This window comes from Chryseobacterium sp. HR92 (genome assembly GCF_045689405.1).
Lineage (GTDB): Bacteria > Bacteroidota > Bacteroidia > Flavobacteriales > Weeksellaceae > Chryseobacterium > Chryseobacterium viscerum_A.
Window position 1 is genome coordinate 3,984,967 of the sequence record NZ_CP139139.1, and the last position, 12,513, is coordinate 3,997,479.

Annotated in this window: 8 protein-coding genes and 1 rRNA gene; 4 read left to right on the plus strand and 5 right to left on the minus strand. The window is 37.0% G+C overall.

Features of this window, described 5'->3' with window-relative positions; genetic code table 11:
- Nucleotides 1–15 precede the first annotated feature (15 nt).
- Nucleotides 16–1,532, minus strand: a 16S ribosomal RNA gene (locus SFA27_RS17940).
- Between the two features lie 1,084 nt (nucleotides 1,533–2,616).
- Here SFA27_RS17940 and SFA27_RS17945 point away from each other — a divergent pair.
- On the plus strand, nucleotides 2,617–5,484 hold the full coding sequence (locus SFA27_RS17945) for a M16 family metallopeptidase (RefSeq protein WP_407294025.1): 2,868 nt from the start codon (nucleotides 2,617–2,619) through the stop codon (nucleotides 5,482–5,484).
- 106 nt (nucleotides 5,485–5,590) lie between these two features.
- Here SFA27_RS17945 and SFA27_RS17950 read toward each other — a convergent pair whose 3' ends face one another.
- The 3 genes from SFA27_RS17950 to SFA27_RS17960 form a co-directional block, all read right to left on the minus strand.
- Nucleotides 5,591–6,667 (minus strand): GNAT family N-acetyltransferase, encoded by a 1,077-nt coding sequence (locus SFA27_RS17950; RefSeq protein ID WP_407294027.1) that lies wholly within the window; start codon nucleotides 6,665–6,667, stop codon nucleotides 5,591–5,593.
- Nucleotides 6,664–7,662, minus strand: coding sequence for a polysaccharide deacetylase family protein (locus SFA27_RS17955; RefSeq protein WP_407294029.1), 999 nt, complete (start codon nucleotides 7,660–7,662; stop codon nucleotides 6,664–6,666). The genes SFA27_RS17950 and SFA27_RS17955 overlap by 4 nt, the downstream gene beginning before the upstream one ends.
- Before the next feature lie 71 nt (nucleotides 7,663–7,733).
- Entirely contained in the window at nucleotides 7,734–9,872 is a 2,139-nt protein-coding gene (locus SFA27_RS17960) for a S46 family peptidase (protein ID WP_407294032.1), read from the minus strand.
- Nucleotides 9,873–10,184: 312 nt separating this feature from the next.
- On the opposite strand from SFA27_RS17960, the gene SFA27_RS17965 reads away from it, so the two are divergent.
- Nucleotides 10,185–10,682, plus strand: coding sequence for a copper resistance protein NlpE (locus SFA27_RS17965; protein ID WP_407294034.1), 498 nt, complete (start codon nucleotides 10,185–10,187; stop codon nucleotides 10,680–10,682).
- 45 nt (nucleotides 10,683–10,727) lie between these two features.
- Here the strand turns inward: SFA27_RS17965 and SFA27_RS17970 are convergent, their stop codons facing one another.
- A complete protein-coding gene (locus SFA27_RS17970) occupies nucleotides 10,728–11,375 on the minus strand; it encodes an MgtC/SapB family protein (RefSeq protein WP_407294036.1) in 648 nt (215 codons plus the stop codon).
- Between the two features lie 150 nt (nucleotides 11,376–11,525).
- On the opposite strand from SFA27_RS17970, the gene SFA27_RS17975 reads away from it, so the two are divergent.
- Together SFA27_RS17975 and SFA27_RS17980 are read left to right on the plus strand one after the other, a co-directional pair.
- The gene (locus SFA27_RS17975; protein ID WP_047373838.1) at nucleotides 11,526–12,083 is read left to right on the plus strand and encodes a YdeI family protein; all 558 of its coding nucleotides are present in this window, start codon (nucleotides 11,526–11,528) and stop codon (nucleotides 12,081–12,083) included.
- Between the two features lie 11 nt (nucleotides 12,084–12,094).
- Nucleotides 12,095–12,493: an immunity 22 family protein gene (locus tag SFA27_RS17980; RefSeq protein ID WP_264519005.1), complete on the plus strand. Its 399-nt coding sequence runs from the start codon at nucleotides 12,095–12,097 to the stop codon at nucleotides 12,491–12,493.
- Nucleotides 12,494–12,513 lie beyond the last annotated feature (20 nt).

The window sequence follows — 12,513 nt, forward strand, 5'->3', positions numbered from 1 at the left end:
TCTAATGACGCTCTAAAATGAGATGTTCCAGCCGCACCTTCCGGTACGGCTACCTTGTTACGACTTAGCCCTAGTTACCTGTTTTACCCTAGGCAGCTCCTGTTACGGTCACCGACTTCAGGTACCCCAGACTTCCATGGCTTGACGGGCGGTGTGTACAAGGCCCGGGAACGTATTCACCGCGCCATGGCTGATGCGCGATTACTAGCGATTCCAGCTTCATAGAGTCGAGTTGCAGACTCCAATCCGAACTGAGACCGGCTTTCGAGATTTGCATCACTTCGCAGTGTAGCTGCCCTCTGTACCGGCCATTGTATTACGTGTGTGGCCCAAGGCGTAAGGGCCGTGATGATTTGACGTCATCCCCACCTTCCTCTCTACTTGCGTAGGCAGTCTCACTAGAGTCCCCAACTTAATGATGGCAACTAGTGACAGGGGTTGCGCTCGTTGCAGGACTTAACCTAACACCTCACGGCACGAGCTGACGACAACCATGCAGCACCTTGAAAAATGTCCGAAGAAAAGTCTATTTCTAAACCTGTCATTTCCCATTTAAGCCTTGGTAAGGTTCCTCGCGTATCATCGAATTAAACCACATAATCCACCGCTTGTGCGGGCCCCCGTCAATTCCTTTGAGTTTCATTCTTGCGAACGTACTCCCCAGGTGGCTAACTTATCACTTTCGCTTAGTCTCTGAATCCGAAAATCCAAAAACGAGTTAGCATCGTTTACGGCGTGGACTACCAGGGTATCTAATCCTGTTCGCTCCCCACGCTTTCGTCCATCAGCGTCAGTTGTTGCTTAGTAACCTGCCTTCGCAATTGGTGTTCTAAGTAATATCTATGCATTTCACCGCTACACTACTTATTCCAGCTACTTCAACAACACTCAAGACCTGCAGTATCAATGGCAGTTTCACAGTTAAGCTGTGAGATTTCACCACTGACTTACAGATCCGCCTACGGACCCTTTAAACCCAATAAATCCGGATAACGCTTGCACCCTCCGTATTACCGCGGCTGCTGGCACGGAGTTAGCCGGTGCTTATTCGTATAGTACCTTCAGCTACTCTCACGAGAGTAGGTTTATCCCTATACAAAAGAAGTTTACAACCCATAGGGCCGTCGTCCTTCACGCGGGATGGCTGGATCAGGCTCTCACCCATTGTCCAATATTCCTCACTGCTGCCTCCCGTAGGAGTCTGGTCCGTGTCTCAGTACCAGTGTGGGGGATCACCCTCTCAGGCCCCCTAAAGATCGTAGACTTGGTGAGCCGTTACCTCACCAACTATCTAATCTTGCGCGTGCCCATCTCTATCCACCGGAGTTTTCAATATCAAGTGATGCCACTTAATATATTATGGGGTATTAATCTCCCTTTCGAAAGGCTATCCCCCAGATAAAGGCAGGTTGCACACGTGTTCCGCACCCGTACGCCGCTCTCTCATTTCCGAAGAAACAATACCGCTCGGCTTGCATGTGTTAGGCCTCCCGCTAGCGTTCATCCTGAGCCAGGATCAAACTCTCCATTGTATGTTTGTCTGACTCACTCAAAGTTTCTTAACGCTTTAGTTTTTCCTTACTTGGTTGTTATATTGTATGTCAATGATCTTTATATCTTCCGCTTTTTAACGAAGCAATCTCTCTGTCAGTGTCGCTCCGTATTTGCGAGTGCAAAAGTAAAACTTTATTTTTAATTGACCAAATGTTTCTGAAGAAAATTTTAAAGTTTTTTAAGTAACCTTAATCTCTTCATTAACCTCAATCCATCAACTCCTGCGCTCCCTTTATTTGGGACTGCAAAGATACAAACTCTTTTTAATCTCACAACTTTTTTTGTCAAAAGTTTTTAAGTTTTTTTTGCTTGTTTCTTTTTGAAGTTTCTAATGTTCCTGCCTATCTAAAGGCTCTTCTGCGCTACTGTTATACTCTCGTTTTTCAGTGGGGCAAAGATAGAAACTTACTACACACTACGCAACTTTATTTAACATAAATATTACATTTTATTCATATTTAATCCTAATCACCTGGAACGCAGTGAGAAAAATTTTAAACATTTGTTTGGAGGGTTGGGTGAGTGGGTGGGAGGGTTGGAGAGTTGGGGCGTTGGAGAGGGGGTTCAAGTAATGAGTAATGAGTAATGAGTAATGAGTAATGAGTAATGAGTAATGAGTAATGAGTAATGGAAGGTATACATATATATAATAGTAAAGTTTTCTTAAAGCAGATTATTTAAGGTTGGGATAAAGCCCATTTATATTGAATATAGAGTTGAATAGATAAGGTTATTCTTTGTTGTGAGTATGGTAAACCGCAGATAACGCAGATCTTCACAAACGTTTTTATATAAAGATAGAGTAAAAGTGATCTATATATTATTATACAGTGTAGGATACAAAAGGGTGTTAATTTTTGTTATATTTGCTTGCTAAACTAAAAACCATCAATGCAATTCAGAAATAACAAAATTGTTATAAAATAGTTTCTAAACATTAGTGCTTTTCTACTTTTCCAATCATTATAATAGATGTAATTGTCATAAAACCGGCCATCATCTTTTTTTGATTCCTTACATTTGTAGTGCATTCCGGATTCTAAGGAATGAAATGAGTTTTATATGACAGACAGAAAATATAAGGAAACGGTTCACACAGATAAAAACCAATACGAATATATTACAATAGCCCACGACGAAAATAAAGTCAGAATCTATACTTTGAAAAATGGGTTGAAAGTTTTTCTTGCTCAAAATTTTGATGCTCCGAGAATACAGACTTTCATTTCTGTAAGAACAGGAAGTAATAATGATCCTGCAGATAATACAGGGCTGGCTCATTATCTCGAGCACATGATGTTTAAAGGAACTTCTCACATCGGAACTCAGAACTGGGAAAAGGAAAAAAAGCTTCTTGACCAGATCTCTGCTTTATATGAAGAGCATAAAGCAGAGCAGGACTCTGAAAAGAAAAGAGAAATCTACAAAAAGATCGATGAAGTTTCTCAGGAAGCCAGTCAATATGCTATTGCCAATGAATACGACAAAGCTATTTCTTCTCTGGGAGCTACGGGAACGAATGCCCATACCTGGTTTGATGAAACCGTATATAAAAACAATATTCCAAACAACGAGCTTGAAAAGTGGCTGAAAATAGAGAAGGAAAGATTTTCTGAGATTGTACTTCGTCTTTTCCATACGGAACTGGAATCTGTATATGAAGAGTTCAACAGAGCTCAGGACAATGACACTAGACTTGTGAACTACGAACTAATGGATGCTCTTTTTCCTACTCATCCTAATGGACAGCAAACGACACTGGGAAAACCGGAACACTTGAAGAATCCTTCCATGAAGGCTATTCATAAGTACTTCGATGAATATTATGTTCCTAATAATTATGCTATGGTACTGGTTGGGGATCTTGATTTTGAGGAAACCATTCAGTTGATCGATCAGTATTTCGGGACTTTACCTTACAAAGAGCTTCCTAAAAAGACACCGATTATTGAACAACCTATTACAAGAATTGTAACAAAAACGGTAAAAAGCCCTACTACCCCACGAACTCAGCTTGCATGGAGAACAGAAAGCTATGGAACAAGGGATGCTATGCTTGCAGATGTTGTTGCCAATATTCTTAGTAACAGAGGCGAAGCCGGATTACTGGATCTGCATATCAATCAGACTCAAAAAATGCTTTGGGCTCAAGCATTTTCTGTGGGCTTAAGACAATATGGATATTTTTCTATTGTAGCCGTTCCTAAAGAAAGCCAAACTCTAGAGGAAGCAAAGAACATGGTCCTGGAAGAAATTGAACTGATAAAGAAAGGAGATTTCCCGGATTGGATGCTGCCAGCTATCATCAATGATTTCAAACTTCAGAGAATGAAGGGGCTCGAAACTGCAGAAGGACTTGCTACTACTCTTTATGATTCTTATATAAAAGGAAGAACCTGGGAAGAGGAACTGAATGAGATGGATGAATACGCTGCTTTTACTAAAGAAGATGTGGTGAATTTTGCTAATGATTTTTTCAAAGAAAATTATGTGGTGGTCAACAAAGAAAAAGGTGTAAACGACAAATTGATCAGGGTTGAGAATCCTGGAATCACTCCTGTTAAAATAAACCGTGATGCCCAGTCTGAATTTTTAAAAGAGATTTTAGCAGATAAAACGGAGGATATTAAGCCTGAATTTATCGACTATCAGAAAGAAATTGCCACTGATCAGCTTAACGGAAAGAAATTGAGTTTCGTCAAGAATAAATATAATGATATTGCACAGCTGCATTTCATCTTTCCTTTTGGAAGTGACAATGACAGAGATTTAGGAGTTTCCACTCAATTGCTGCAATATCTGGGTACGGATACTCTTTCTCCAGAAGATTTAAAAAAAGAATTCTTCAAAATAGGAATCAGTAATGATTTTAAAACTACGAATGACCAGTTGATCATTTCTCTAAGCGGACTGGAAGAAAATATAGAAAAAGGAATTGCTCTTCTACAGCACTGGATGCATGATGTAAAACCAGACCAGGAAATCTACAATCAGTTTGTAGGAACTGTACTGGAAAACCGACAGGCTATCAAGAAAGATAAAAACCGTATTATGACAGCCCTTACCAATTATACAAAATTGGGAATTCACTCGCGTTTTACGGATATTATTTCTAAAGAAGAACTGGAAGACAGCAATTCTGAAGTCTTCACAGACAGAATGAAAAAGCTTTTCAAATATCCATATCAGATATTCTTCTATGGCAAAAGTTTTGAAAATTTCAAGACATATATTGGTCAGTATATAGAAACTGAAAGTCTTCAGATCCCGGAAGCTAAGCAATATCCTGAGCCTGCTACCGGAGGAAACGTAAATTTCATCAATTATGACATGGTTCAGATGGAAATGAGCAAGATAGGAAAAGGAAATCAGGTGAACCCACTTCATTTTGGAAAGATCAATGTATTTAATGAATATTTTGGGCGGGGATTATCATCCATTGTTTTCCAGGAAATCCGTGAAAGTAAGAGTCTTGCTTATTCTGCTTACGTTTCGTATGCAGCGAACTCTGAACTTAACCATCCTGATTATGTAACGACTTATATCGGAACTCAGCCTGATAAACTGATGATCGCTGTGGATACGTTGAATGAACTGATGAACGAGCTTCCTGAAGTACCTATTCAGTTTGAAAATGCCAGAAATGCGGCTCTGAAACAGATTGCTTCAACAAGAGTTACCCGGAATAATATATTTTTCAATACATTAAGATTGAAGAAACTGAATATTTATCATGACTTCAGGAAAGACATCTATAAGCAGATTCAGGATCTTAAATTTGAAGATATCAGACATTTTTATCAGACAGAAGTCAAGTCCATAGATTTTAATACAGCCATTATCGGTAAAAAAGAGAATCTTAATATGGAAGCCGTTAATAAAATGGGAACATTTAAAGAAGTAAGTCTGAAAGATATTTTCGGACATTAAAAACAAACCGCCCGATAACTTTATCGGGCGGTTTGTTTTTATAAATGATGAATTATAATTGATCAGGGGATAATTTACAATTCATCATTTATAATTTATAATTTTTTTACGTCATCATACAATCCCCGTCCCCATCCTGATAGTTGGGGTTAAAATTGTCCGGAAGTAATTCCAACAGCTGTTTATGAAACAGGTATTCTCTTTTAAAATCACGGTCATAGATATGAGAAAATGTTTTTGATTGTTGTATTTTCTTATTCAATACAGTTTGATAAGAGGTAAAACCTTTTACTTTATGAGTAACAATAAAATAATTTAAAACCCGGACAACCTCATCTAAATTATCATCCGCAAAAAGGTAAGGGATTTTAAGATAGCCATCACGGAGCTGCAACAGAAAACAAGATGTAAGTTTATTATTCTGATCCCAAATTTTAATCCAGAAATATTTAAAGCTGTCAGCAAAACTTGAAAACAGGTATTTCTCATCTTTTTTACCTTCCAGGACCCAGGGGTTTTCTATAAAAGTATTAATTTCATCTGCATTACGTATCCCTGAAAATCCATTGATAAAGTCTGCACTTTCTTTATCAATACGATAAAGAACTTCATATTTGAAATCCGGTTTCTGTACCGGTAAGCTCTTTATTGAGATTAATAAATTGGCAGCAGCATCCAGAGTGTGAAAAAGAGGTTTCAATGGTTTTGTTCCCGGTTTCTTTTCAGGAATCATTTTAGCAGCATCGGTTCTGAAATAATAGCGTTTCCCTTCTTTAGGAAAGACATATTCAAAAACACCCATAATATTGTAGAGTGCTTCTGCTTCTTTGGTGAATTCTGTGATGGCAATTCTGCCTTCGTATTCTTCAAAAACTCTTTTCAGTAATGCTTTCGCCGGCCTTTTCTTTCTGTATTCCGGGTTTACATACAAGGTACTAAGCCAGGCATAGCGGATTTCCTTTCCATCAACCTCAAAGCAATCCGGAAAACATCCTACATAACCAATAAGCTTTTCTTCAAAAAATGCCAGAATAAGAAGGGTGTCTTCCTCTGTCGCCTTAGGATTCTGAATATGTGACAATGCACGATGTTTTGTAATAGGAAGAAAATCATATTGCTGAAAATCTCCGGAGAATATAAAATCTTCCAGCTCTTTTCTGTTGAATGTTCTCAGCACTATCATTTTCTCAGAATGGTATTTTTATTAATCAGTCTCTTCAGTTTGAAATAAGCAGTTTCTTTTTTCAGAATCTGTTCTCCGCTCTCACCCATTTCCATTGGAATCCTTTGAAAATTTCTCTTTACACTGTCCAGTTTTATACCAGCGCAACCAAAGCTGCAATAGATTTCTTCATTTTTAAAGAGCTCATCAAAAAAATCTTTCCTTACTTCAAAATCTGTAAACGGAAATGCAAAGCTTTCATAGAGGAAACTATTTTCTTTTAAATAAGCAAAAGTTTTATCCGTAGTTTCCATCTGGTCTTTCAAAGATAAATCTCCATATTTCGGGTGATCCCAGCTGTGAGAAGAGATTCCAAAACCTTTTCTGGTAAGCATTTTTAGTTCTTCTGTACTTAAATAAGGTTGATGTTCTTTTGAATACGCTTTAAAATCTACCTCTAACTTTTCAGCAAGCCTATCCAAAATATCTTTTCCCTGATAATTTATAGATAAAATCTTCTTTTGTAAACCGCGCCTATCAATATTTTTCAATGATAGGATAAAATAAATTTCAGGATCTATGGTTTTCATTTTTTCAGCAGCATCGGCAAGAAGGCTCGCTTTGCATCTGAACATCATATCTTTATTGTCTATGAAAGCAGGATTGATAAAATTGCAGGCATAAATTCCCTTTCGTTCCAAAATGGGAGCTACAACATCATAGAATTCTCTGAAGCCGTCATCAAAAGTAAGCAAAGCAATCTTTTTCTGAGATTTGAAATTCCCGGACGTAAATTCTTTAAACTCCTGCCAATCTACAAATTGAAAATTCTTTGCAATATGATCCAGATCGTCTTCAAACTGTTGAGTCGTCTTATAACGGATCACATGTTTTAAATGAGGAAGTTCTTTGTCTGAAACACTGTGATAAAGCGGCAGACAATAATCCAGCGGAAATGATTTCCCGATATTCTCAGATTCAAAAGCTGCCAAAACATTGATGATCCTGTCTTTCATCCTATTTTAAATAAAAAAGAATCTATTCAAAATTAAATTCAAATAGATTCTTAAAGGTATAACTTTTAAAATTATTTTATGATCTTCATTTCATCAACAAGCCACCTTGAATCAGCGAACTTCTCGATGATGAAAAGAATATATTTTGTATCTACCATGATGTTTCTGCTGAAACGTGGGTCATAGTTGATATCACTCATTGTTCCTTCCCACTGTCTGTCAAAATTCAATCCTACAAGGTTTCCGTTCGCATCAAGCGCAGGACTTCCAGAGTTTCCTCCTGTTGTATGGTTTGTTGCAGTGAATCCTACAGGAACATCACCCGTTTTATCCTTATAATTTCCAAAATCTTTTTTGTTATAAAGATCAATCAGTTTTTTGGGAACATCAAATTCATAATCCCCAGGAACATATTTTTCCATTACTCCTGCCAGGTGAGTCTGATACCCGTAAGAAACTGCATCTCTAGGAGCAGACCCTTTTACTTTACCATACGTTACACGAAGCGTTGAGTTAGCATCCGGGAAGAATTTTCTGTCTTTATCCGTCTGCATCTGCTGAGCCATAAACTTTTTCTGTAATGCATCAATTTTTGCCTGCATTGAAGTATACTGAGGATCTGCAGTTTTCATGTACGTTTCTTTCATAGCAACATACAGCTGGTAGATAGGATCTTTCTTTAAAGTCTTGATCAGTTTATCCTGGTTAGAAAACGCTTTATCAATATCTGTAGTCAATGTTCCTCCATTCACAGCAGTTCTTCCTGTGATGATAGAGTTTTTAGACATATCTTCTATTACAGGAATATTCGGGCTTTCATCTTTATATTTGCTGAATCCTGCCGGCAAAAACTGAGGTGCCGTTTTATTAACGTATAAAGCCAATAGCTTTGCAGTTACCTTAGCATCAAGCTCTGCACTGTAGTCTTTATAGAAAGAAGTTAATTTTGTTTTTAACTTTGAAAGTTCCTTTTCATCCATTCTTCCTGCTTCTACAGATGCTATGAAATCATAATAATCACCTGCAAGTTTCAAAGTCTCTGCATTTCTGATTACTTCTGTGTAGTAAGCATTGTTTAATGCATAAGGAGCCTGATCATTGTAAAGTTTATTCAGCTGGTCCAAAGTAGTTTTGATCTCCGGATTTTTAGCTACCAAAGAACCTTCATACATTACTTTCTTTTCTACAGCATTGGATTTTTTCAATCCTTCTACTTCACCGATCCATTTTTTCCAATAGTTGGCTACTGAAGCGTATTTTGAAGCATACTTGATACGTGTTTCATTATCAACACGCATTTTTTCGTCTAATGTTTTTAAAGCCACATCACGTACAGCAATTCTTGCAGGATCAATATCCTTCATGATTTTCTCTACACCTACTGCAGGAAGATATTCTGTAGTTTTTCCCGGGAATCCGAATACAAAAGTAAAATCGTTTTCATTTTTATCTTTTATAGAAACCGGTAAGTAGTGTTTTGGAACGTAAGGTACGTTGTCTTTTGAATATTCTGCAGGCTTATTATTCTTGTCTGCATAGATTCTGAACATAGAGAAATCTCCGGTATGTCTAGGCCAAACCCAGTTGTCTGTATCACTTCCGAATTTTCCGATGCTTTGAGGCGGAGCTCCTACAAGACGGATGTCTTTATAAGTTTCAATGGTGTAAGCATAGTATTTGTTTCCATAATACATAGGCTTTACCATGATCGACTGGTAAGATTCAATTTTCTGAGAGTTTTTGTAAACCTCAATATTGTTGTTGATCCTTTTGGTAAGTTCCGGCTCCGTTAGGTTGTCCGTACCTTCTAAAATCTGATCAGTAACTTCTTTTATATCTACAATAAAATCTACTTTTACTCCCGGATTAGGAAGCTCTCCTTGTGTATTTTTTGCCCAGAATCCGTTTGAAAGAAGGTCATTCTGAACGGTAGAATGTGCCTGGATCTGACCGAAACCACAGTGATGATTGGTTAAAAGCAATCCTTTAGGCGAAATAATTTCTGCAGTACATCCGCCGTTAAACTGTACTACTGCATCCTTTATGCTTGGTTTCTGAGGGTTGAAAATATCTTTTGCAGAAATCTTCATTCCCAAATCCTTCATTTCCTTTTCATTCAGCTCTGTAGGAATCCACATTCCGCCATATTGTTGCGCAAATGCCATTGCAGCTGGCAAAAGAAATACAGATAAAAGTATCTTTTTTGTCATAATCAAAATTTTGCCCCAATTTACAAAGAAAAAAGGAAATGAAATTGGAAATCTGGAGTGATCAGGTATTCGTTTTTATCGAATTGGAATACTGAGGAAAATTTGTTAAAAAAAACATATATTTAACTCACAATATAACAATTTATAAATTACACATTATTATTATATTTGATTGATTTATTGAATATTTGTTTGAAAATTAAAGATTTATTTACATTTTAACAATTATTAAAATTAAACTAAAGTCTTCAGAATGGCTTGTTTTTTGTTAAAGAATTAAAACTTAATTATTAATATTTAAAATATTCACAAATGAAACAAATTCAAATTTTAGGATTCGCAGCAATTGCGCTTCTTGCTTCATGCTCAAAAGCAACAAAACAAGAGGTATCAACAAGTACCACTGATTCCACAGCAATTCAGGCAACTGCAGAGCCAGTATCTGCAGACAGTGCTGTAACAGCAGTTAAGGATTCCCATAATTCTAAGACTTCTTTGAACTGGAATGGTACTTATGAGGCTACTTTACCTTGTGCAGATTGCCAGGGAATCAAGACAACCATAACTTTAAATAAAGATAATACCTTTAATTATGAAGATAAGTATATTGTTGCTGCCGGAAAGCCCAAAAATGAAAATAAAGATAAGGGTACTTTTGAATGGGATGCTGAAGGAAGTGTAATTACTTTGAAAGGAAAAGAAGTAAAAGGAAAATACAAAGTAGGAGAAAATAAACTTATCGCCCTTGATCTTGAAGGAAAAGAGATTGACGGACCCAACAAAGACTTCTATATTTTCAAGAAAAAATAAATAAAAATAAAGGCTTCAGCCTTTATTTTTTTGCTCTTACGTCATTTAAAACTGATAGGCTGTAATCTTCGGATCATCCACCAGACGTTTGATAACTTCTTCATGATGGCTGTTTTTTCCGGTAAGTCTCCAGATAACAGTAAAACTTTCCTGTGAGTACTGTTGTTTAAGCATCTGGTATCTTAAATGGTGTTCTTTAAAGACAGTTTCACAATATTGAACATCTTTGGAATTTGCCAGAGCAATTTTGTATTCCCTTACTTTATTATAATTATCAATAAAGCTCTGAAGGTAGGTAAGAGCACTCAATACGATCAATACCAAAGCGGTTCCCAACAGGGCAATGTAAACATACCCGGAACCTACCGCCATTCCTATTGAAGCTGTTGCCCAAATGGTGGTTGCTGTAGTAATACCTTCAATTTTATTGTCTCCTTTGAAAATCACTCCTGCTCCCAGAAATCCAATTCCGGTAATGATATTGGCTGCAAGACGGTCCGGATTTGCCACTCCTATTTTGATGGAAAGAATCGTAAACAAACAGGCTCCGAAACACACCAGAATAAAAGTTCTGAGACCGGCAGATTTATTTCGGTATTCGCGTTCAGCACCAATGAACAGTCCTAAAATAACAGAAATAAGAATGAGCAGCAATTCATTTTTGATAGCGTAATGGTCCTGAAGAAAATCCATTTTTTTTACAATTTAAATGTAGAATAAAATTACGATAAAAAATTTATCCTCGGGGCTGTCATTAAACTTTGTTTAGGGCAGGAAGATTTTATTGGACTGAAAAACTTTCGTAATATTACAGATTAAATGGAAAAGGCAAGTACAAAAGTTATGAAACCTACATTTTTTTCGACAAAAGAAGAGTTCAGAGAATGGCTTGAGAAGCACCACGAAGATGCGAAGGAACTTTTAACAGGGTTCTACAAAACCGGAAGCGGAAAACCTTCTATGAGCTGGTCTGAATCTGTAGATCAGGCTTTGTGCTTTGGCTGGATAGATGGTGTGAGGAAGTCAATAGATCATGAAAGTTATTCTATCCGTTTTACGCCAAGAAAACCTTCCAGCATCTGGAGCAACATCAATATAAAGAAAGTTGAGGAGCTCACCAAAGCAGGGCTGATGACTCATTCAGGGCAAAAAGCATTTGATCTCAGAAAAGAGCATAAATCCGGAATTTACTCTCATGAGAAAGCGGATGTTTCTCTTGATCCGATTTATCAAAAACAGTTTATGGATCATCAGGCTGCCTGGGATTTTTTTGAAGGCCAGGCTCCATCCTACAAAAAGGTGATCATACACTGGATCATGAGCGCCAAACAGGAAAAGACAAGGCTTTCACGGCTTGAAAAGGCTATTGATATAAGTAAACAATCAAAAAGATTAGAATAAAAAATAGTATTATGGATAAAGAAATTTCACACTTCTGGTTAGGATATTTCAAGAATGAAGAAGACTTTTATGAATTTGTAGAAGAGGATGAAAATTATTATATAGAGGAAGAAACCGACGATCAGTATGTTTCCAAATTTGCAGAATCACAGAACATCAAATGGTTTGATGATGATTTTATAGAATATGGCTTTGAGGATGAAAATCTTAGTCTTTATGACAAGTTTGCAGAATATTCTTATGCTGACCAATGGCTTCCAATCCTTGAAAGAAAGCTGAATGAATTAAGTCTGGACACTCCTGTGAATGCCATTATTTTCGCAACAAGATTTGTGATTCCTAATCCTGTTTCTGTAGAGAATGATGATTATTCACTTCATTATGTGGGTGAAATAGAATACGATATTTAAAACTGAAAACAAAATTGTTT

Bases quoted from the DNA above. Each gene is read 5' to 3' on its own strand.
- SFA27_RS17945 (WP_407294025.1), top strand. From the start codon at position 2,617: ATGACAGACAGAAAATATAAGGAAACGGTTCACACAGATAAAAACCAA.
- SFA27_RS17950 (WP_407294027.1), bottom strand. From the start codon at position 6,667: ATGATAGTGCTGAGAACATTCAACAGAAAAGAGCTGGAAGATTTTATA.
- SFA27_RS17955 (WP_407294029.1), bottom strand. From the start codon at position 7,662: ATGAAAGACAGGATCATCAATGTTTTGGCAGCTTTTGAATCTGAGAAT.
- SFA27_RS17960 (WP_407294032.1), bottom strand. From the start codon at position 9,872: ATGACAAAAAAGATACTTTTATCTGTATTTCTTTTGCCAGCTGCAATG.
- SFA27_RS17965 (WP_407294034.1), top strand. From the start codon at position 10,185: ATGAAACAAATTCAAATTTTAGGATTCGCAGCAATTGCGCTTCTTGCT.
- SFA27_RS17970 (WP_407294036.1), bottom strand. From the start codon at position 11,375: ATGGATTTTCTTCAGGACCATTACGCTATCAAAAATGAATTGCTGCTC.
- SFA27_RS17975 (WP_047373838.1), top strand. From the start codon at position 11,526: ATGAAACCTACATTTTTTTCGACAAAAGAAGAGTTCAGAGAATGGCTT.
- SFA27_RS17980 (WP_264519005.1), top strand. From the start codon at position 12,095: ATGGATAAAGAAATTTCACACTTCTGGTTAGGATATTTCAAGAATGAA.